Genomic DNA, 18,833 nt, shown 5'->3' with positions numbered 1-18,833 from the left:
TCGTGGGCGCAATCATTAACGCGCTCATAACCAAAGCGATTCGGCGGGGTATTCGCTTTGGTGCCAAGGGGTCCAGGGCTCGGAAGGTCGGAAAACTATGTCGCTCTCGTTGGTCAAGCCGCAACACACTGAACTGAAACCCCGTATCGTCGTGTTCGGCGTCGGCGGCGCAGGCGGCAACGCTGTGAACAATATGATCGACGCCGGCCTTGAAGGGGTCGAGTTCGTCGTGGCCAACACCGACGCGCAGCACCTCAGCTTCGCCAAGACGGATCGCCGCATCCAACTGGGCGAGACCATCACCCAGGGTCTGGGCGCCGGCGCCCATCCTGAGGTCGGCATGAACGCCGCCGAGGAGTCCGCCGACGAGATCCATCAGCACCTCGAGGGTGCGCACATGGTCTTCATCACCTGTGGCATGGGCGGCGGCACCGGCACCGGCGCAGCGCCGGTCATCGCCAAATGCGCGCGGGATCGCGGCATCCTGACCGTCGGCGTCGTGACCAAGCCCTTCACCTTCGAAGGCCGTCACCGGATGCGCCTAGCCGACGCCGGCGTCGCCGAGCTGCAACGCTATGTCGACACCCTGATCGTCATTCCGAACCAGAATCTGTTCCGCGTCGCCAACGAACGCACCACCTTCGCCGACGCCTTCGGCATGGCCGACCAGGTGCTGCACTCGGGCGTGCGTTCGATCACCGACCTGATGATCCTGCCGGGCCTGATCAACCTGGACTTCGCCGACGTGCGCGCCGTCATGTCCGAAATGGGCAAGGCGATGATGGGCACGGGCGAGGCCTCGGGCGATGACCGGGCCCTGCTGGCCGCCCAGAACGCCATCGCCAACCCGCTGCTGGACGAGACCTCGCTCAAGGGCGCCAAGGCCGTGCTGGTGAACATCACCGGCGGTCTGGACATGACCCTGCTGGAAGTCGACGAGGCCGCCAACGCCATCTCGGCTGAGGTGGACGGCGACGCCAACATCATCTTCGGCGCGGCCTTCGATCCGGCGCTGGACGGCAAGATCCGCGTCTCGGTGGTCGCCACCGGCATGGACGAAGGCGGCGTGCAGCGCGCCGAGCCTTCGGCGCCTGCATCGCCCCTGGCCGCCCCCCTGGCCGATCACGGCGCGCGCCGTTCGGCCGGCGGCCTGTACGGAACCCAGGCCTCGCGCACCGCGCCCGAGCCCGCCCGCGAACCCTATCGCGAGCCGGCCCGCGCCGAACGCGCGCCTGAGCCCCGTTTCGACGCCCGGCCGGAGCCCCGCATCGAGCCGGCGCCCGTCGTCCCCACCTTTCAGGCCCCTCCCGCGCCGGAACCTCGGCCCGAGCCGGTGATCCGCGTCGCGGAGCCGACCCCGCGCGCCCTGGATCCGATCGTCGATCCCTGGGTCGAAGAATATGAGACGACCCGCGCCCCGTCGGCGCAGTCGCCCCGCGCGCCGGAACCGCAACCCGATCTGTACGCCGCTCGCGCGCCGGAACCGGCTGTTGAAGACTATGACGATCGCGATCACCGTCGTAGCGGCTGGAGCCTGTTCGGCCGGGGAAAACGCGCCCAGCCGCAGCCCGAGCCGACCTACAGCACCCGGCCGACCTCGCAGATGCGGACGGCTGAACAGCCGCAGACCCAGCCGCAATCGACCGCCGGCGAGTCTGACGATGATCTGGAGATTCCTTCTTTTCTCCGCCGGCTCGCAAACTGACCGACTGAAATTCTGAAGTTTACGCCCCGGAGCCCAGGCTCCGGGGCGTTTTCTTTGGCGGGCGGCGTCGGCGCGAGAGTCCCGGAACGAAACAATCCGAAACTCGACTTTCATTTCGAGCTTGAGCCCCCCGCGCTAGATCGGTCGTGGGGCGTAATCCGCACATCAAGGCGGTCCGCACAGGTTGAAGCGAGTTTGAGTTTGTCGGTCAGGAACGACCATCACGAGCGCACCATCATCGCGCCGGCGATCATCGCCGGCGTCGGGGTGCATACCGGCCGCCGGGTGCGGCTGGCGGTTCGTCCTGCGCCTTCGGGCGCGGGGATCGTCTTCGTGCGCACGGACATCACGGATCGCGATAATCGCATCCCGGTTTCGGGCGAGGCCGTCGTGGACGCCCGCCTGAACACCATGATCGAGAACGCCGCCGGCGTGCGTCTGTCGACGATCGAACATCTGATGGCGGCCTTCTGCGCCCTGGGCGTATCTAACGCCGTGGTCGAGGTGGACGGGCCCGAACTGCCGATCCTGGACGGCTCGGCGCTGGAGTTTGTCAAACTGCTGGACCGCGCCGGCTTCCGTCCCCAGGCGACGCCGCAGCGCTATATCGAGATCCTGGAGACGGTTCACGTCACCGACGGCGACAAGCACGCGGCCCTGCTGCCGTGCGACCGTTACGAGATGCGGTTCGAGATCGACTTCCCCTCGGCCGTGATCGGCAACCAGGTGATCGACTTCGTTGTGGACGAACCGACCTTCCGCCAGGAGATCATGGCCTGCCGCACCTTCGGCTTCGCCCATGAGGTCGAGGCCCTGCGCCAGGCGGGTCTGGCCCGCGGCGGCTCGCTGGAAAACGCCGTGGTTATCGACGGCGACGAGATCCTGAACCCCGGCGGTCTGCGCATGGAACGCGAGTTCGTGCGTCACAAGGCGCTGGACGCCATCGGCGACCTGTACGTCCTGGGCGCGCCGCTGCTTGGCCGTTACGAAGGCTACAAGGCCGGGCATGCGGTCAATAACAAGCTGGTTCGCGCCCTGCTGGCTGCGCCCCATGCGTGGCGGGAAGTGACGCGCGTGCCGGAGCTGGCGCAGGCGGGGTGAGGCTCATCCCGTGAGCCGCTAACGCAGGCGAACGCGCTGTCTCGAGTATCTTAACGTCGTCATCCTCGCCCTTGTGGCGAGGATCCATACTCCCGGTATCACGGGAGTGCGCACCGTCTTCTAACGAGTCTATGGATCCTAGGCACAAGGCCTAGGATGACGGGGTGAGTGTGGGCGAGGGTTCTTCTCAGACCCCGATCACGCTGATCAACCGCCCGAAATCCGGTTCGCCCTGCTGAAACGCCCGGCGGTTCGAATAGAAGCGATCCGCATCGGCGCAGGTGTCGTGGCCGGTCCAGACGGCTTGGCCGACGCCGGCCTGCTGTAACCGCCACAGGACGAAGCCGGGCAGGTCGAACTGGCGTTTGTCGTCGATGTCGCCGGGGCGGAAGAAGCGCTCGCTGCCGGGGTCGTGGTGGGCGAACCGCGACTGAAAATCCATGCCGACTTCGTAACTGGCCTGGGCGATACAGGGGCCGACGACGGCCAAGATGCGGCGCGGATCTGCGCCCAGGGCCTGCATGGCGGCGACGGCGGAATGGACCACGCCGCCCAGGGCGCCCTTCCAGCCGGCGTGGACGGCGGCGACGATACGGGTCTCGGGATCGGCCATCAGCACCGGCGCACAGTCGGCGGTCAGGACCGAACAGAGCAGGCCGGGTTCGGCCGAGACGACGGCGTCGCCTTCGGGCCGGTCGCCATGCCAGGGGGCTTCGGCGACGCGGGCGACGGCGGAATGGATCTGATAGCAGCCGTTCAGATGATCGGCGTCGGCGCCGAAATGGGCGGCGACGCGACGGCGGTTCTCGGCCACGGCGGCAGGATCGTCCTTGGAGCCGACCCCGGCGTTCAAACCTTCGTAGATGCCGGTCGAGACGCCGCCCGCGCGGGTGAAGAAGCCGTGGTCGATCCCGGCGGCGCTGAGCAGCGGATGCGTGATGGGGGCGAGGGCGCTCACAGTTCCCATCCCGGCACGATCAGCGAGCGGGGCGAGAAGATCGCGGCGGCCTTGAACAGGCTTCCCATCTGGTCCTCTGCCGTCAGGCGGTTCAGTTGGCGGTCGATGACGGGGGCGGCGTCGGGTCGCGCCGACTTCAATCGTTCGGCGCGGGCTTCGATCCCCAGACGTCGCAGGAACTCGCCCTGGCCCAGGCAGCTGGTGACGTCTGCGCCGGCGCGAACAGCGGCCCCGAGCACGCGCGGGAAGTCGGCCCATTGGGTCAGGTCGGCCTCGCCGGGGCTTTCCAGCGGATCGACCTTCTGGTGACGGCGCAGGGCCTGGAGAGTGTCGCCCGCCTCGGGCCGGGCGCGGCCGTAGTCGATCAGCAGGGCGGCGCCCGAGGCGGCCTTCATCAGCAGGGCCAGGTCGCGGCCGAAGATGGCCTGCTGTTCGGAAATCTCGAAAATCCCGCCGGGCTCGACGTCGAAGACGGGCTTCTCGAAACCGCCCGAGATGGCGGTCAGGCCGAAGATCAGGTCGTTGTCGTCGGTCACGCCGATGCGGCGTTCGGCCCAGCCGCCGTCGGTGCGCACGAACTGGCGCGCGGGCAGGCAGTCCAGCACCTCGTTGGCGATCAGAATGACGGGGGCGTCGGTCTCGATCCGCGTCAGGTCGCGCACCCAGCGGGGCGACAGGTCGGCGCCGGCCAGGGCCTTGGCCTGGAGATCGCGCAAAGGGGCGCTGGGCTCGATCAGGATCAGGTCGCAGGCCTCGAGGAAGCCGGGCGCCAGGCGGGCCGCCCTCAGCGCGTCGCTCATCAGGGTTCCGTCGCCGGGCCCGACCTCGACCAGCCGGAACCGCTCGGGTGCGCCGAGCCGGGTCCAGGTCTCGACCGCCCACAGGCCGATCAGTTCGCCGAACATCTGGCTGATCAGGGGGGCGGTGATGAAGTCGCCGCTTTCGCCTAAAGCCGGCCGGGACGCGTAGTAGCCGCCCTTGGGATCATGCAGGCAGCGGGTGACATAGTCGGCGACCGTCATCGGCCCCGTCAGGGCGATCTCGCGGGCCAGACGGGTCTTCAGGCTTTCGACCGCGCTCATTCTTTTGAGGCGGGGGCTTCGACGGGCGGCCGGTTCCAGGCGCGCCAGATCAGCCAGGCGCCGACCAGGATCATCGGGATGGACAGCATCATCCCCATGGTCAGGCCCAGCGGGAAGTCGGGCATGCCGTAGTCGGGCTCTCGCACATTCTCCAGCGCGGCGCGGCAGACGCCGTAGCCGACCAGGAACAGGCCGGTGATATAGCCCGGCTTCTTCAGCAGATCGAACCTCCAGACGCCCAGCGACAGGATGGACAGGAGCACGATCCCCTCCAGTCCGGCCTCGTACAACTGGCTGGGGTGGCGCGGCGCGTCGCCGGCGGGGCAGAAGCCGTACATCTGCTGGATGCGATCATTGCAGAAGCGCACGGCCCAGGGGACGGTCGTCTCGCGACCCCACAGCTCGCCGTTGATGAAATTGGCCAGGCGGCCGAACATCAGGCCGATGGGCACGACCGGCGCGATGACGTCGCCCAGGCGCAGCATGTCGATCTTCTGGCTGCGGGCATAAAGGACGATGGCCAGGCAGACGCCCAGGAAACCGCCGTGGAAGCTCATGCCGCCGGTCCACAGCTGGAACAGCTCGAACCGTTCGCCCAGGGTTTGGCCGGTGAACAGCTGGGCGTACATGATCGGCTTGTAGAAGAGGGCGTAGCCGAGGCGGCCGCCCAGGATGATGCCCAGCACGATCCACAGCACCAGATCGTCCAGCTGTGTCGTGTTGATCGGGGGCTTGCCCGGGGGCCACAGGCGTTCGGTCTTGATCAGGCGGGCGGCGTACCACCAGCCCAGGACGATGCCGGCGACATAGGCCAGGGCGTACCAGCGGATCGGAAGCGGTCCCAGATGGATCAGGACCGGATCGAATTCGGGAAAGGGCAAGGGGCGTTCCTGTGCTGGCCTGTCTCTGAGGGCGGTTTAGCAAGCGCCGCCGCCGCCGTCGCCTGTGAAGACGCATCACGACGCCTTGATGGCGCCCCCGAAGCAGCAGAAAGAAAGGTTTCGTTCACCATGATTGGTGATCCTCTCTTAACGACGTTTGAGTCGGAGCAATCGATGCAGACCCGCAACCCCATCCTGGACGAGTTCGCCAAGCTGACGACGGGCGCCATGGGCCTGGCGCAGGCCGCCGGTGAAGAAGCCAAGACGGCTTGGCGCGCCCAAACCGACCGGATCGCCGCCGAGATGGATCTGGTGCGCCGCGACGAATTCGATGTTCTGAAGGACGAGATCGCCGCCCTGCGGGCCGAGATCGCGGAACTGAAGGCGACGAAGAAGCCGGCCGGCAAGGCTTCGAGCAAGCCAGGGGCGGGAACGTCCACAGATGGAACTCAACCCGGGGACGCAGCCGGTTGAGCCGAATCCGCGAACAGGCTTACCACTCTGTTAACGGCCGTGATTCGCGCGGCAACGTGAATCGAGAGACTTGATGGACATCGCCCGGCCCGAGGAAACGGACGTGCCCTTCGACCCGCTGGAGGTCGTCGAGCATGTTCTCACGGCCGAGAACCTGCCGTTCGACCGCACCGACGATGGCGACCTGGCCTTTGCCCTGGCGGGGGACTGGAGGGATTACGAACTCTGGTTCGCCTGGCGTCCTGAAGGGGACTGTCTGCAACTGTGCTGCGCCCTGGACCTCAAGGTGGCCAAGAGCCGCAAGACCGCCGCCTATGAACTGGTTGGCTTGATCAATCAGCGCACCTGGATGGGGCATTTCGAGGTCTGGGCCGAGGACGGCGAGATCGTCTTCCGGCATTCGCTGGCCCTGCCCATGGGCGAGCGTCCGACCTTGGCCCAGGCGGCCTCGATGATTGATGCGGCCATTGAGGCGGCGGACCGCTATTATCCGGCCTTCGACTTCATGGTGCGCGGGAACAAGAAGCCGCAGGAGGCGATCGACGCCTGCCTGTTCGAGACGGTCGGCAACGCCTGATGTCGGCCCTAGGTCCAGGGGGCGGCCCCGTCGTCCTGGTCGGCTGCGGCCGGCTGGGTTCGGCGATTCTGGAAGGCTGGTTGCTGACCGGAACCGTCGCGGCCGCCGACCTGATTATTCTCAGCCCCTCTGAAAAGCCCATCGCCGAGGCGGCGCGGAGCCAGGGCGCGCGGATCAATCCGCCGCTGGAGGCCCTGGCCGAAGCGAGCGTGATCGTGCTGGCGGTCAAGCCGGCGATGTGGCGCGCGGTGGTGACGCCGCTGCTGCCCTTCCTCGGCGATCGGGCCGTGATCCTGTCGGTCATGGCCGGGGTCACCGCTCCGACCCTGGCGGAGAGAATTGGCGGCTGGCCTATCGTGCGGGTCATGCCGACGACCGGGGTGTCGCGGGGACGCGGCGTGGCCTCTGTCTGGTCGGCGGACGACCGGGCGAGGGCGCTGGGACAGGCCTTGTTCGCGCCGATGGCCGAGACCGTCGTTCTGGCGGATGAGGCCCTGATGGATGCGGCGACGGCTGTGGCCGGGTCGGGCGCGGCCTATTTCTACGCCTTCACAGAGGCCCTGGCCCGGGCGGGCGAGGCGGCTGGGCTGGATGCGCCGACCGCCGATGTCCTGGCTCGCGCCACCCTGCGGTCGGCGGCGGATTCGATGGGCGAAGACGCGCTGGAGGCCCTGATCGGCCGGATCGCCTCGCCCGGCGGCTCGACCCGAGCCGGGCTGGACGCATTGGCGAAGGACGGCCGTCTTGGCCTCATGCTGGACGAAACGGTCGCGGCGGCGGTGCGCCGTAACCGCGAGATGGGGTGACGACTGTTTCCTTCTCCCGCCGGGAGAGGGAGCCTAATAGCGCCCTTGTTCAATCCGGTCGCCGAAGCGTTCGAAGGCCCGGTCGGCGTCACGCCACACGCTATAGCCCCAGACGTCCTGGATGTTCGGCGAGAAGTACGAGAACTCGACCGGCCGTGATTGGCCGTCGGCGGTTACGATCTCGCCCTTGATCGCGGCGCCGCCGATGGAGACGCTGCGGATCGGGTCCAGGCCCGGCGTCTGGCGGATCTGTTCGAAGGTCGGCCGGTTCGGTTTCAGATCCAGAAGCACCAGATTGGCCGTGGCGCCGGGGTAGCGTTTGGCCAGGGCGTCCGCGACCTCGGCCTGCAAGGCGGCGATCTGTTCGTTGACCTCTCGGTCGCCCAGCTTTTCCATCTCACGCTGAAGTTCGGGGCCGACCGTGACGTTGACGGCGGGGCTCTGCGCCTGGGCCATGGCGGCGACGGCGAGGATCGCGGCCAAAGGGGCGAAGAAGGCGAGTTTGCGCATCGTATTTGTCTCCATGCCCTGTCGGAAATGAAGATGCGCCTTATGACGCCGTTACGCTAGAGGGGGGCGACGATCGAGACCTGGCCGGGCACGCGGATGATCGCCTTCAGCCCGCCCATGTCGCTGCGATCCAGGGTGACGTCGCCACCATGGCCGCGCGCCACGTCGCGGGCGATAGCCAGGCCCAGGCCCACGCCCTTGCGGTTCTGGTTGCGGGACTCGTCCAGCCGCGAAAACGGTCGGAAGGCCTCGTCGTACATGGCTTCGGGAATGCCGGGCCCGTCGTCTTCCACCGTGATTTCAAGCCCGCCCGAGGCCAAGGACCGTGCTGACAGCCGCACTTGCTCGCCGTGGGCTGCTGCGTTGCCGGCCAGGTTCACCAGGGCGCGCTTGAAGGCGAGGGGACGAAGCGAGGCCGTCAGCCCTTCAGCGACCGCAAGCTCGACCTCGGCCCCCGCACGTCGGGCGTCGTCGCCGGCCGCAGCCAGCAGGTCGGGGATCGACACCGGTTGGGGCGGCTCTCCGGCCTCGCCGCGGGCGAAGTCCAGATATTCGTCGATCATATGCTCCATCTCGTCCAGGTCGCCGCGCATGTCGGCCTGACGTTTGAACGGCGGCGCGAGCGCCAGTTCCAGCCGGAGCCGGGTCAGGGGGGTGCGCAGGTCATGGCTGACCGAGGCGAGCAGGGCGGTGCGCTGGTCGATGTGGCGCTGGATGCGGTCGCGCATGGCCAGGAAGGCCACGGCGGCGGCGCGCACCTCGCGCGCACCGTGGGGTTTGAACCGGGGCACGGTTTCGCCCCGACCGAAGGCCTCTGCGGCGTCGGCCAGACGTTCGATGGCGCGGACCTGATTGCGGATGAACAGGATCGCCACCCCCATCAGCAGGACCGTGGCGATGGTCAGCCACAGCACGAAGATATGGGCCTGGGTCGCCACGGCCCGTTCGCGCGGGGCGATGATCCGCAGCACCCCCTGAGGCTCCTGCACCTGGATGTCGACATAGGCGGGGTAACGGGTGGTGTCGAACCAGTAGGGGCGGTCCAGCCGCGCCGCCAGCGCCTTGTCCAGAACCCGGTCGACGACGCCAATGGCTCCGCGCCTCTGTTCGGTGGGCAGGCTGCGGCCTTCCTGCAGCACGATCGACAGGGACATGGAGCGTTCGGCGCGGTCGGCCAGTCGGTCCAGGTTTCGCGGGCTGGGATCGTCCTCGTAGCTCTCGACGGCCCAGGCGATATCGCCGGCCAGCCCCTCGGACAGTCGCGCCGTCACCGTCTGCCAGTGGGCGTCGAAGAAGATCCAGGTGACCACCACCTGCATGACCAGCACGGGCAGGACGATGATCAGCAGGGACCGGCCCCACAGCGAGGTCGGCAGGCGCCGCTTCAGGAAGCGCGGCCACAGTTGGGCGGGCAGCAGCCGCATATCAGTCGGGCGCGAGCATATAGCCGACGCCGCGCACGGTCTGGAGGTAGCGCGGGTTCTTGGGGTCGGCTTCCAGCTTGCGGCGCAGGCGCGTGACCTGAACATCGACGGCGCGGCCGGTGATGTCGGCCGTGTCGGGCGACAGGCTCATCCGCTCGACCGGGGCGTGGGCGTGCAGGGCCAGGGTCTTCAGCAACTGGGCCTCGGCCTCGGTCAGGCGCTGGGGCGCGCCGTCACGGATCAGCTCCAGCCGCTCCATGTCGAACACGGCCGTTCCCAGCTTGATCTCGCGCGGGCCGATGGGCTTGCCGCCGGTGCGGCGCAGGATGGCCTCGATCCGCAGCACCAGTTCGCGCGGTTCGAACGGCTTGGACATATAGTCGTCGGCGCCCCGCGACAGGCCCTCGATCCGATCCTCTGGATCGCCGCGCGCGGTCAGCAGCAGGACTGGCGTCTTAGAGGTTTCGGCCTTGGCGCGGACCCAGGAGGTCAGGTCCAGGCCGCTCTCGCCCGGCATCATGACGTCCAGCACGACCAGGTCGAACTCGATCAGTTCCATCATCCGCTTGGCGGCGGCCGCGTGGGCGGCGCCGGTGACGCGATAGCCCTCGCGCGACAGGTATTCCTTCAGCAGCTCGCGGATGCGGTCGTCGTCGTCGACGATCAGCAGATGGCGGCCGACGCCTGGCCCGGCGATAGGGCCCGACCGGCCTTGCGAACGGTATTCGGTGATGCTCATGCGACATTCCCCGCGATCAGGGCGTTGACCTGAACGATTCGGGCGGCTCTAACACCGGCAATTCTGCGGGAGACGTGTTTCAATGGCCTTGGTTCCTTTCGACGATCGCGATGGTTGGATCTGGATGGACGGCGAATTCGTGCCCTGGCGGGAAACGAAGACGCACATTCTGACCCATGCCCTTCACTACGGCTCGTCGGTATTCGAGGGTGAGCGTATGTATGGCGGCGAAATCTTCAAGCTGACGCCGCATTCGGAGCGCCTGAAGCGGTCCGCGAACCTGCTCGATTTCGAGATACCTTACAGCGTCGCCGAAATCGACGCCATCTGTAACGAAACCTGCGCCAAGAACGGTCTGACCGACTGTTATGTGCGTCCGGTCGCCTATCTCGGTCCGGAACAGACCAGTGTCTCGGCCCTGAACAACAAGGTTCACCTGGCGGTCGCCGTGTGGGACTGGCCCAGCTATTTCGATCCTGAGGTCAAGGCGCGCGGCCTGCGTCTGCAATGGGCCAAGTGGCGCCGTCCCGATCCGGCGACCGCGCCGACCACCGCCAAGGCGGCCGGCCTGTACATGATCTGCACCATGTCCAAGAACACGGCCGAGCGGGACGGCTATGCCGACGCCCTGATGCTGGACTGGCGCGGCTATGTGGCCGAGGCGACCGGCGCCAACGTCTTCTTCGTCAAGGACGGCGTGCTGCACACGCCCAAGGTCGAGCACATCCTGGACGGCATCACCCGTCAGACGGTGATCGAGATCGCCCAGTCCAAGGGGATCGAGGTCGTGGTGCGCGACATCCTGCCGGAAGAACTGTCGGACTTCTCGGAGTGCTTCCTGACCGGCACCGCCGTCGAGGTGACGCCGGTGGCCGAGGTGGGCGACTATCGCTTCACCCCCGGCGCCCTGTCGCTGGACCTGATGGAGACCTACGGCCGGCTGGTGCGCGGCCAGCTGTAAGCCGGTTTGAACGGTCTTGATGTGAAGAGGGGCGGGGCTTCGGCGCCGCCCTTTTTCGTGCGCCCCTTGTCAGCCGCGTCACTTTGTCCTTGAAGCGGATGAAACCGGCGCGGGCCGGTCAGGGGATCGCCTTTCATGTTCAGTCTTCTGAACCTCCAGAGCCTGTTCGGCCTGGTCGTCATCATCGCCCTGTGCTGGGCGATTTCCGAGAACCGGCGGGACTTCCCCTGGAAACTGGCCATCGGCGCCGTCGCGGTTCAGGCGGCGCTGGTGCTGGCCCTGTTCGCCATTCCGGGGTCGCGAACCGTTCTGGCGGCCGTGACGGGCGCCATTGACGGTCTGGCGGTCGCCACGGCCCAGGGCACACGCTTCGTCTTTGGTTATCTGGCCGGCGGGGATCAGCCCTATGCGGTGCAGAACGAGAGGGCGCTGTTCACCTTCGCCTTCAACGTCCTGCCGCTGATCATGGTCATCTCGGCCCTGTCGGCCCTGCTGTGGCACTGGAAGATCCTGAAGTGGCTGATCCGCGGCTTCGGGGTGCTGTTCCAGCGCACCATGGGCCTGGGCGGCGCCTCGGCCCTGGCGGTGGCGGCCAATATCTTCCTGGGCACGATCGAGAGCCCGATCGTCATCAAGGCCTATCTGGACAAGCTGAGCCGGTCCGAAATCTTTCTGATGATGACCGTGGGCCTGGCGACGGTCGCCGGTTCGACCATGGTCGCCTACGCCAGCATCCTGTCCCAGGCCCTGCCCAACGCCGCCGGCCACGTCCTGGTCGCCTCCATCGTCTCGGCGCCGGCCGGGGTGCTGCTGGCCCGGATCATCGTGCCCGAGCCGGACAAGGAAGCCATTCAGTCGATCAGCTATGACTCGGCGCTCAAGTACGACAGCAGTCTCGACGCCATCTCCAAGGGCACGTCGGACGGCCTGATGGTGGTGCTGAACATCTCGGCGGTGCTTATCGTCTTTGTGGCCCTGGTGGCCCTGGTCAACATCATGCTGGGCGGCTTCATCGTCTTCGGCGAGCCGCTGACGGTCGAGCGGATCCTGGGCGTGCTGTTCACCCCCCTGGCCTGGCTGATCGGCGTCGAGACGCGCGAAGCGGCGCTGGGCGGCTGGCTGCTGGGCGTCAAACTGACCCTGACCGAGTTCGTGGCCTTCATCGAACTGGGCAAGCTGCCGCCTGAGGCCATGAGCGAGCGGACGCGGATGCTGATGACCTATGCGCTTTGCGGCTTCGCCAATATCGGCTCGGTGGGGATCACCGTGACCGGTCTGTCGGTGCTGATGCCGGAACGGCGTCACGAGGTTCTGGGCCTGATCTGGAAGGCCCTGTTCGCTGGCTTCATGGCCACCCTGATGAGCGCCGCCATCGTCGGCGCCTTGCCAGCGGCGGTGTTTGGGCAGTAGCGTTTCCCAAAACAACGGAGACGCTCAATGAAGCTCTACACCTCGCACCGCGCGCCGAATCCGCGCCGGGTCCGTTGGGTCATGGCCGAGAAGGGCGTCGAGGATGTCGAACTGATCGAGATCGACATCCTGACCGGCGATCACAAGAAGCCGGAATATCGGAACAAGGTCGGCGTGCCGCATCTGCCGGCGCTGGAGCTGGATGACGGCACGACCATCTCGGAATCCGTGGCCATCGGTCGCTATCTGGAAGCCCTGTATCCAGAGCCGAATCTGTTCGGCCGCGACGCCCGCGAACAGGCGGTGGTCGAGATGTGGACCCGGCGGTGCGAGTTCTATCTGTCCAACCCGATCATGCTGAACGTGCGCCACTCCCACCCGGCGCTGGCGGCGCTGGAGGCGGTGCAGATCCCGCAGGTGGCGGACTACAACCGGGTGTCGGCCGAGCGGTTCATGAAGACGCTGGACCGGCATCTGGCCGAGCGGGAGTTCATCGCCCTGGACCGGTTCACCATCGCCGACATCGTCGCCGTGGTGGGTTTGGACTTTGCGCGGATGGTCCGCTACCGGCCCCCGGCCGAGTTCGAGAACCTGCACCGCTGGTTCGACGCCTGTCGGGCGCGGCCGGCGGCTAAGGCCGGGGTCTGATTGAAGATCGGGCTTAGCTAGGTTAGCTTACCGTCATGGCCGTCACAGCGAACATCCATGAAGCTAAGACGACCCTGTCGAAACTGATCGAACGCGCTTTGGCGGGCGAAGAGGTCGTCATCGCCAAGGCGGGCAAGCCGCTGGTCCGGTTGTCGCCTGTGACCGCAGCGGACGCCGCTGTGGACCGCATGGCCGCCTTCGACAAATATCAGGGGCGTGTGATCCTGGATGAGGCTTGGGACCAGCCCGAGTTCGACGAGGCCATGCTGGATCGGCTGTATGGGGTCGAGGGCGTCGCGGGAATGACGCAGGTCGCCGAGCCGCCGGTCTCGTTCGACGACAAGTGAAGCTGCTGCTCGACACCAATGTCGTGGTCTGGATGACCGGGTGGCGGCAGCGTTTGCGGCCAGAAGTGCTGGCCGCCCTGGCTGATCGGCGCAACGAACTGATCGTCAGCACCGCATAGCTGCTGGAAATCGCCTCCAAGGTGGCCAGAGGCCGGTTGGCCTTTGACGACGACCTGGTCCGCGATCTGGAGCGGCAGGCTCGCTTCCTACCCGTATCGGCTATTCACGCCTGGCGGGTCAGCCGGCTCCCGGTGCTCCATACGGACCCCTTCGACAGGCTTCTGGTGGCGCAGGCGCTGGAGGAGGGGATGGTGCTGGTAACCGGCGACCACGCGCTTGCCGACTACGACGTGCCGATCCTGCTGACCTGATCAACGCGGCGTGAATTTCCGGATCACGCCGGAGAAGGTCATCAGCAGCCGTTCCCCCGTGTTGATCTGGCCGCGCACGAAGATCAGGCTCTTGCCCGCCTTGGTCACCTGGCCGGTCGCCTCGATCAGTTCGCCGACATAGGCGCCGTCGATGAAGGTGGAGTCCAGCTGGACGGTTACGCCCGATGCGCCTTCCATCTCCTGATAGGCGATCTGGAACATGGCGATGTCGGCGAAGGTCATCAGACAGCCGCCGTGCATCCGCCCGCCGGCGTTCATGTGTTTCTGCTCGGCGCGGAAGGCGCAGCGCATGTGGCCGTCGGGGTCTAGCCGGCCGTAAAAGGGCCCCACCACCACATCGAAGGTGTCGTGGAGGTCATAGGTCTGCCAGCCGGCGAATTCGCCTTCGGTGACGGTGATTTTCTTCGGCATGACGACTCGGCCTTACTTCTGGTCTCGCTGTGAAGCATATAGGCGCAATGAGCGATCCTATCGAAACCGCAATCCTGAACAAAATTTCCGCGCTTGAGCCCGGCAAGAGCATCGAGCCGGCCGAAGTGGCCAAGGCGCTACAGCCTGAGCAGTGGCAGCGCATGCTGCCCAAGGTGCGGGCCACGGCCCTGGGCCTGATGCGCCAGGGCAAGCTGACCATCACCAAGAAGGGCAAGCCGGTCGATCCGGACGACTTCCGGGGCGTGACACGCTTGCGTCAAGCGACCGAGGAAGAGACGGCCCTGGCCCTGAGCCGCCGTCCGCCGGTCGTCGAGGATGATGACGACTGATCTCGACGGGGTTTCACAAGGATGTGCGCATGAAAGCCGTTTTCGCTATCGCCGCGCTCGTTTTGACCTTGGGGGCGGCCGCCTGCGCCACGCCCCATGTCCAGCCGCCGATGACGCCGCCGCCGGGGTTCGCCGGCGCCCACGTCGAGGATCGCGCCCTGGTGATGTCCGACGGCGCGCGTCTGCCCTATCTGCGCTGGGGGCCGGCCGATCAGGCGCCTTGGGCGGTGATCGTGGCCCTGCACGGGATGAATGATCACGACGCCAGCTTCCGTCTGGCGGGGCCCTGGTGGGCCGAGCAGGGGATCGAGACCTGGGCCTATGACCAGCGCGGTTTCGGCGCGGCTCCCGGTCGTGGCGTCTGGGCCGGGCAGCAGCGCATGACCGACGACCTGCGCGAGATCACGGCCCTCGCTCGCGCCCGCTACCCGAACGCTGTCATCGCCGTCGTGGGTGAGAGCATGGGGGGATCGGTGACGGCGGCCGCTTTTGGATCCGACAATCCGCCGGACGCGGACCGGATCATACTGCTGGCGCCGGGGGTGTGGGGCTGGTCGACCCAGGGGCCGCTGAACAGCGTGGCCCTGAACATCGCCGCCCGCGCCCTGGGCGATGTGGCCCTGGAGCCGCCGGAGTTCATCACCCGCGACATCCATGCCTCGTCGAACACATTGGAGCTGATCCGTAACGGACGAGATCCGATGAGCATCCTCTCGACCCGGTTCGACACCGTCTATGGACTGGTCGATCTGATGGAAACTTCGTCCCGCAGTCTGGGTCGTATTCGCGGCGACGCCATCCTGATGTACGGCGCCCACGACGAGATCGTGAAAAAGGGTCCGATGCGGATCGCCCTGGAGCGCGCTCAGGCCGAGGGCGGGAGCCTGCGCACCGCCTGGTATCCGGACGGCTGGCATCTGCTGAACCGCGATCTCGACGCCGAAATCGTCTATCGCGACGTGGTGTCGTGGCTGAAGGATCCCGAGGCGCCCTTGCCTTCGGGCGCGCCGGCTGTCCTGCCGCAGCTCGAGAAATCCGCGGACGTCAGGCCATGAAGCTGGCGAGTGCGACCCACACGCCGATTGAGATCACGGCCGCAACGGCATAGCCCAGTGCGGTCCATAGGCCGCCGTGCGACGGATGAGGGCCGGGATTCCAGATCGTCATAGCATCCTCCATGCCCCTCTGACGGGGGCGTGCACGGATCATACGCGCGAGTCGGGTCTCGGGTTCGGGGCTTCAGATCACAAGACCGAGATGGCTGTCCGCGTTAACGACGTTCCTCGAGGACACCGCGTAAACGTCTCTTAACGTGACGTTTACCATCAAGGCGGCATTTTCTGCCTAGCGGAGCGTCAGTGTCTTCCGCGAGTTTGGGGCGGGAACGCGTGGGCGGCTTTACGGCGGCGTTGCAGAAGTTCGGGATCGGCCGTCTGGCCGCAGTCCTCGGCGTCGCCGCAGGCGTGACCGCCGTGCTGGTCGCCGTGATGCTGCGCGTGGGGCAGGCGCCGGACGCGCTGCTGTATTCCAATCTCGATCTGCGCGAGGCCGGCGAGATCACCACCGCCCTGCAACAGGCCGGCATCAAATATGCGTCCAAAGGCGACGGCTCGACCGTGATGGTGAACCGGGACGACGTCGGCACGGCCCGGATGCTGATCGCCGAGAAAGGTCTCGTGACCTCCGGCTCTGTCGGGTACGAAATCTTCGACAACCAATCGGTGCTGGGTCAGACCGAGTTCCAGCAGCAATTGAACGAACAGCGCGCGCTTCAAGGCGAGCTGTCGCGCACCATCATGTCGATGCGGGGCATAACCGCCGCCCGCGTCCATATCACCATGCCGCGCCGTGAGATGTTCACCGCCGCCGCCGGGGAGCCGACTGCGGCTGTACTGGTCGGGCTGGGCGGTCGGGATCTGACGCCGGATCAGGTGCGGGCCATCCGCAATTTGGTAGCGTCGTCGGTCCCGAACCTTAAGCCTGACCGCGTCACGGTCGCCGATCAGAACAACCGCACACTGGCGGCCGGCACCGACGATGGGACCTTCTCCTCCGCCTCGGCCGCCGAAACCAAGGGCAACACCGAGGCCCAGTTGCAGGCCCGGATCAAGGATATCGTCGAGGGCGTGGTCGGCATCGGCGCCGCGCGTGTTCAGGTGACCGCCGACATCGATCAGAGCCGTTCGACCACTCAGGAACAGAAGTTCGATCCGGACGGCCAGGTCGTGCGCTCCACCACCGCCAACGGCGCGCAATCGTCGGACACGACAGGCCAGAACGACGGCGGCGTAACGGCGGCCAACAACATCCCCGGTGGCGCGCCGCCTGCCAACACGCCGGCCGGCGCGACCAGCGCCGAGAACGCCGAGACGACCAACTACGAAATCTCCAACACCACCACGACGACGACCAAGGAGCCGGGCGAGGTCAAGAAGCTGGCGGTCGCCGTCGCCGTCGACGGCAAATGGACCCCCGCTGCAGACGGCCAGGGCGAGCCGACCTACGCGCCGCGCACCGCCGAGGAGATCGCCCAGATCAAGTCGCTGGTGGCCGCCGCTGCCGGCATCGACGAGGCCCGGGGCGACAAGATCGAGGTGATCAACGTCCGCTTCAACCACGACACCGGCATCGCCGGTGGCCTGGAGGGCAAGGCGTCGCTGTTCGACTTCTCGCGCACCGACATCATGCGGTTGATCGAGCTGGCGATCCTGGCCGTGGTCGCCCTGCTGCTGATCTTCTTCGTGCTGCGTCCGCTGCTGAAGACGGCGGGGGCCGGGGCGGGGCCTAAGATGATCGCCGGTCCGGACGGCGTGCCGGTCGAGATGGTGACGACCACCGTCATCGGCGCGGACGGCCAGCCCAAACTCGTCCAACTCCCATCCTCGAACGAGATGGATCAGAAGATCGACATCGCCCGGATCGAAGGTCAGGTTAAGGCCTCCTCGGTCAAGAAGGTCGCCGATTTCGTCGCGGCCCATCCGGATGAGGCGGCCAGCATCCTGCGCACCTGGGTGGCGGAAGGCTGATGGCCAAGCTGGTCAAGAAAAACTCCATCGACGATCCCAACAAGCTGACGGGGCCGGAGAAGGCCGCCGTCATCCTGCTGGCGCTTGGCGAGGAACATACGGCCCTGTGGGAAAGGTTGGACGACGAGGAGGTCAAGGAGATCTCCCAGGCCATGGCCACCCTGGGCTCCGTCACCGCAGAAGCGGTTGAGGCCCTGATGATCGAATTCGTCTCGGGCCTGGCGGGTTCGGGCGCCGTCGTGGGCAGTTTCGAGCAGACGCAGAAGCTGCTGGCCTCCTTCCTGCCCAAGGATCGCGTCGACGGCCTGATGGAGGAAATCCGCGGCCCGGCCGGTCGCACCATGTGGGACAAGCTGGGCAATGTGAATGAGGCGGTCCTCGCCAACTATTTGAAGAACGAATACCCCCAGACTGTCGCCGTCATCCTGTCCAAGGTGAAGTCCGATCACGCCGCCCGCGTGCTGACCGCCCTGCCGGAAGACTTCGCCCTGGAATGCGTGCAGCGGATGCTGCGGATGGAGCCGGTCCAGCGCGAGATCTTGGACAAGATCGAGGCGACGCTGCGCACCGAATTCATGTCGAACCTGGCGCGGACCTCCAAGCGCGACAGCCACGAGATGATGGCCGACATTTTCAACAGCTTCGACCGCCAGACCGAGGCCCGCTTCATCGGCGCCCTGGAAGAGCGCAGCCGCGAATCCGCCGAGCGGATCCGGGCCCTGATGTTCGTGTTCGAAGATCTGTCCAAGCTGGACCCCGGCGGCGTTCAGACCCTGCTTCGTGCGGTGGACAAGGACTCGCTGGGCCTGGCCCTGAAGGGCGCGTCCGAGCCCCTTCGCGAGATGTTCTTCTCCAACATGTCCGAGCGGGCGTCGAAGATCATGCGCGAGGACATGGAGTCCATGGGCCCTGTGCGCCTCAAGGACGTCGATACCGCACAGATGGCCATGGTTCAGGTCGCCAAGGATCTCGCCGCGCGGGGCGAGATCATGCTGGCCGGCCAGGGTTCTGAAGATGAGTTGATTTACTGA

General features: G+C 66.6%; 23 protein-coding genes. 15 read left to right on the top strand and 8 right to left on the bottom strand.

Features of this window, described 5'->3' with window-relative positions; translation table 11 throughout:
• Window positions 1-97: 97 nt before the first annotated feature.
• Together ftsZ and lpxC are read left to right on the top strand one after the other, a co-directional pair.
• Window positions 98-1,705: a cell division protein FtsZ gene (ftsZ, locus tag OU998_RS14080; protein ID WP_267514281.1), complete on the top strand. Its 1,608-nt coding sequence runs from the start codon at window positions 98-100 to the stop codon at window positions 1,703-1,705.
• A 201-nt stretch (window positions 1,706-1,906) separates the two neighbouring features.
• A complete protein-coding gene (lpxC, locus tag OU998_RS14075; protein ID WP_267514280.1) occupies window positions 1,907-2,806 on the top strand; it encodes a UDP-3-O-acyl-N-acetylglucosamine deacetylase in 900 nt (299 codons plus the stop codon).
• 187 nt (window positions 2,807-2,993) lie between these two features.
• On the opposite strand, the gene pgeF is transcribed toward lpxC, so the two are convergent.
• Genes pgeF through lgt form a run of 3 tightly spaced genes read right to left on the bottom strand, consistent with a single transcriptional unit; the run spans window position 2,994 to window position 5,727 of the window.
• The gene (pgeF, locus tag OU998_RS14070; protein WP_420709752.1) at window positions 2,994-3,773 is read right to left on the bottom strand and encodes a peptidoglycan editing factor PgeF; all 780 of its coding nucleotides are present in this window, start codon (window positions 3,771-3,773) and stop codon (window positions 2,994-2,996) included.
• Window positions 3,761-4,846, bottom strand: coding sequence for a class I SAM-dependent methyltransferase (locus tag OU998_RS14065; protein WP_267514278.1), 1,086 nt, complete (start codon window positions 4,844-4,846; stop codon window positions 3,761-3,763). Before OU998_RS14065 ends, pgeF begins: the two co-directional genes overlap by 13 nt.
• Entirely contained in the window at window positions 4,843-5,727 is an 885-nt protein-coding gene (gene lgt, locus OU998_RS14060; RefSeq protein WP_267514277.1) for a prolipoprotein diacylglyceryl transferase, read from the bottom strand. Before lgt ends, OU998_RS14065 begins: the two co-directional genes overlap by 4 nt.
• A 174-nt stretch (window positions 5,728-5,901) precedes the next feature.
• Between lgt and OU998_RS14055 the strand changes: the two genes are divergently transcribed.
• The 3 genes from OU998_RS14055 (at window position 5,902) to OU998_RS14045 (ending at window position 7,584) form a co-directional block, all read left to right on the top strand.
• Complete coding sequence (locus tag OU998_RS14055) at window positions 5,902-6,201, top strand: accessory factor UbiK family protein (RefSeq protein WP_267514276.1); 300 nt, start codon at window positions 5,902-5,904, stop codon at window positions 6,199-6,201.
• A gap of 73 nt (window positions 6,202-6,274) precedes the next feature.
• On the top strand, window positions 6,275-6,778 hold the full coding sequence (locus tag OU998_RS14050) for a YbjN domain-containing protein (RefSeq protein ID WP_267514275.1): 504 nt from the start codon (window positions 6,275-6,277) through the stop codon (window positions 6,776-6,778).
• A complete protein-coding gene (locus tag OU998_RS14045; RefSeq protein ID WP_267514274.1) occupies window positions 6,778-7,584 on the top strand; it encodes a pyrroline-5-carboxylate reductase family protein in 807 nt (268 codons plus the stop codon). Before OU998_RS14050 ends, OU998_RS14045 begins: the two co-directional genes overlap by 1 nt.
• Before the next feature lie 33 nt (window positions 7,585-7,617).
• Here OU998_RS14045 and OU998_RS14040 read toward each other — a convergent pair whose 3' ends face one another.
• Genes OU998_RS14040 through OU998_RS14030 form a run of 3 tightly spaced genes read right to left on the bottom strand, consistent with a single transcriptional unit; the run spans window position 7,618 to window position 10,257 of the window.
• The gene (locus OU998_RS14040) at window positions 7,618-8,094 is read right to left on the bottom strand and encodes a hypothetical protein (protein ID WP_267514273.1); all 477 of its coding nucleotides are present in this window, start codon (window positions 8,092-8,094) and stop codon (window positions 7,618-7,620) included.
• Window positions 8,095-8,150: 56 nt separating this feature from the next.
• Window positions 8,151-9,518: an ATP-binding protein gene (locus OU998_RS14035; protein ID WP_267514272.1), complete on the bottom strand. Its 1,368-nt coding sequence runs from the start codon at window positions 9,516-9,518 to the stop codon at window positions 8,151-8,153.
• Window position 9,519: 1 nt separating this feature from the next.
• Window positions 9,520-10,257, bottom strand: a complete 738-nt coding sequence (locus OU998_RS14030; protein ID WP_267514271.1) for a response regulator — start codon at window positions 10,255-10,257, stop codon at window positions 9,520-9,522.
• Between the two features lie 82 nt (window positions 10,258-10,339).
• Here OU998_RS14030 and OU998_RS14025 point away from each other — a divergent pair, with 82 nt between their 5' ends.
• The 6 genes from OU998_RS14025 to OU998_RS14000 all read left to right on the top strand — a co-directional run bounded on the left by OU998_RS14025 (window position 10,340) and on the right by OU998_RS14000 (window position 13,994).
• Window positions 10,340-11,218 (top strand): branched-chain amino acid aminotransferase, encoded by an 879-nt coding sequence (locus tag OU998_RS14025; RefSeq protein ID WP_267514270.1) that lies wholly within the window; start codon window positions 10,340-10,342, stop codon window positions 11,216-11,218.
• Between the two features lie 135 nt (window positions 11,219-11,353).
• A complete protein-coding gene (locus tag OU998_RS14020) occupies window positions 11,354-12,628 on the top strand; it encodes a NupC/NupG family nucleoside CNT transporter (RefSeq protein WP_267514269.1) in 1,275 nt (424 codons plus the stop codon).
• Window positions 12,629-12,655: 27 nt separating this feature from the next.
• Window positions 12,656-13,276 carry a glutathione S-transferase family protein gene (locus OU998_RS14015; RefSeq protein ID WP_267514268.1) on the top strand — a complete coding sequence of 207 codons (621 nt, stop codon included), beginning with the start codon at window positions 12,656-12,658 and terminating at the stop codon, window positions 13,274-13,276.
• 35 nt (window positions 13,277-13,311) lie between these two features.
• Window positions 13,312-13,623: a type II toxin-antitoxin system Phd/YefM family antitoxin gene (locus OU998_RS14010; protein WP_267514267.1), complete on the top strand. Its 312-nt coding sequence runs from the start codon at window positions 13,312-13,314 to the stop codon at window positions 13,621-13,623.
• Complete coding sequence (locus OU998_RS14005; RefSeq protein ID WP_267514266.1) at window positions 13,620-13,742, top strand: hypothetical protein; 123 nt, start codon at window positions 13,620-13,622, stop codon at window positions 13,740-13,742. Before OU998_RS14010 ends, OU998_RS14005 begins: the two co-directional genes overlap by 4 nt.
• Window positions 13,743-13,994, top strand: a complete 252-nt coding sequence (locus tag OU998_RS14000) for a type II toxin-antitoxin system VapC family toxin (RefSeq protein ID WP_324287992.1) — start codon at window positions 13,743-13,745, stop codon at window positions 13,992-13,994.
• On the opposite strand, the gene OU998_RS13995 is transcribed toward OU998_RS14000, so the two are convergent.
• On the bottom strand, window positions 13,995-14,426 hold the full coding sequence (locus OU998_RS13995) for a PaaI family thioesterase (protein ID WP_267514265.1): 432 nt from the start codon (window positions 14,424-14,426) through the stop codon (window positions 13,995-13,997).
• Window positions 14,427-14,473: 47 nt separating this feature from the next.
• On the opposite strand from OU998_RS13995, the gene OU998_RS13990 reads away from it, so the two are divergent.
• Together OU998_RS13990 and OU998_RS13985 are read left to right on the top strand one after the other, a co-directional pair.
• Complete coding sequence (locus OU998_RS13990) at window positions 14,474-14,776, top strand: DUF3253 domain-containing protein (protein ID WP_267514264.1); 303 nt, start codon at window positions 14,474-14,476, stop codon at window positions 14,774-14,776.
• A gap of 29 nt (window positions 14,777-14,805) precedes the next feature.
• Window positions 14,806-15,831, top strand: coding sequence for an alpha/beta fold hydrolase (locus OU998_RS13985; RefSeq protein WP_267514263.1), 1,026 nt, complete (start codon window positions 14,806-14,808; stop codon window positions 15,829-15,831).
• On the opposite strand, the gene OU998_RS13980 is transcribed toward OU998_RS13985, so the two are convergent.
• Window positions 15,821-15,943, bottom strand: coding sequence for a hypothetical protein (locus tag OU998_RS13980; RefSeq protein WP_267514262.1), 123 nt, complete (start codon window positions 15,941-15,943; stop codon window positions 15,821-15,823). The two genes, OU998_RS13985 and OU998_RS13980, sit on opposite strands and share 11 nt — an antisense overlap.
• Before the next feature lie 221 nt (window positions 15,944-16,164).
• Between OU998_RS13980 and fliF the strand changes: the two genes are divergently transcribed.
• Window positions 16,165-17,802 carry a flagellar basal-body MS-ring/collar protein FliF gene (gene fliF / locus OU998_RS13975; RefSeq protein ID WP_267516807.1) on the top strand — a complete coding sequence of 546 codons (1,638 nt, stop codon included), beginning with the start codon at window positions 16,165-16,167 and terminating at the stop codon, window positions 17,800-17,802.
• Entirely contained in the window at window positions 17,802-18,833 is a 1,032-nt protein-coding gene (gene fliG / locus OU998_RS13970) for a flagellar motor switch protein FliG (protein ID WP_420709747.1), read from the top strand. Before fliF ends, fliG begins: the two co-directional genes overlap by 1 nt.

The sequence above is a fragment of the Brevundimonas sp. SL130 genome (genome assembly GCF_026625805.1).
GTDB lineage: Bacteria > Pseudomonadota > Alphaproteobacteria > Caulobacterales > Caulobacteraceae > Brevundimonas.
Note: the sequence above shows the minus strand (reverse complement) of the source record. Positions and strands in the feature narration are given on the sequence as shown.

Excerpts from the sequence above, each read along its gene's own strand:
- ftsZ (WP_267514281.1), top strand. The coding sequence starts at position 98 with ATGTCGCTCTCGTTGGTCAAGCCGCAACACACTGAACTGAAACCCCGT.
- pgeF (WP_420709752.1), bottom strand. The coding sequence starts at position 3,773 with ATGGGAACTGTGAGCGCCCTCGCCCCCATCACGCATCCGCTGCTCAGC.
- OU998_RS14065 (WP_267514278.1), bottom strand. The coding sequence starts at position 4,846 with ATGAGCGCGGTCGAAAGCCTGAAGACCCGTCTGGCCCGCGAGATCGCC.
- OU998_RS14055 (WP_267514276.1), top strand. The coding sequence starts at position 5,902 with ATGCAGACCCGCAACCCCATCCTGGACGAGTTCGCCAAGCTGACGACG.
- OU998_RS14050 (WP_267514275.1), top strand. The coding sequence starts at position 6,275 with ATGGACATCGCCCGGCCCGAGGAAACGGACGTGCCCTTCGACCCGCTG.
- OU998_RS14045 (WP_267514274.1), top strand. The coding sequence starts at position 6,778 with ATGTCGGCCCTAGGTCCAGGGGGCGGCCCCGTCGTCCTGGTCGGCTGC.
- OU998_RS14040 (WP_267514273.1), bottom strand. The coding sequence starts at position 8,094 with ATGCGCAAACTCGCCTTCTTCGCCCCTTTGGCCGCGATCCTCGCCGTC.
- OU998_RS14035 (WP_267514272.1), bottom strand. The coding sequence starts at position 9,518 with ATGCGGCTGCTGCCCGCCCAACTGTGGCCGCGCTTCCTGAAGCGGCGC.
- OU998_RS14030 (WP_267514271.1), bottom strand. The coding sequence starts at position 10,257 with ATGAGCATCACCGAATACCGTTCGCAAGGCCGGTCGGGCCCTATCGCC.
- OU998_RS14025 (WP_267514270.1), top strand. The coding sequence starts at position 10,340 with ATGGCCTTGGTTCCTTTCGACGATCGCGATGGTTGGATCTGGATGGAC.
- OU998_RS14020 (WP_267514269.1), top strand. The coding sequence starts at position 11,354 with ATGTTCAGTCTTCTGAACCTCCAGAGCCTGTTCGGCCTGGTCGTCATC.
- OU998_RS14015 (WP_267514268.1), top strand. The coding sequence starts at position 12,656 with ATGAAGCTCTACACCTCGCACCGCGCGCCGAATCCGCGCCGGGTCCGT.
- OU998_RS14010 (WP_267514267.1), top strand. The coding sequence starts at position 13,312 with ATGGCCGTCACAGCGAACATCCATGAAGCTAAGACGACCCTGTCGAAA.
- OU998_RS13995 (WP_267514265.1), bottom strand. The coding sequence starts at position 14,426 with ATGCCGAAGAAAATCACCGTCACCGAAGGCGAATTCGCCGGCTGGCAG.
- OU998_RS13990 (WP_267514264.1), top strand. The coding sequence starts at position 14,474 with ATGAGCGATCCTATCGAAACCGCAATCCTGAACAAAATTTCCGCGCTT.
- OU998_RS13985 (WP_267514263.1), top strand. The coding sequence starts at position 14,806 with ATGAAAGCCGTTTTCGCTATCGCCGCGCTCGTTTTGACCTTGGGGGCG.
- OU998_RS13980 (WP_267514262.1), bottom strand. The coding sequence starts at position 15,943 with ATGACGATCTGGAATCCCGGCCCTCATCCGTCGCACGGCGGCCTATGG.
- fliG (WP_420709747.1), top strand. The coding sequence starts at position 17,802 with ATGGCCAAGCTGGTCAAGAAAAACTCCATCGACGATCCCAACAAGCTG.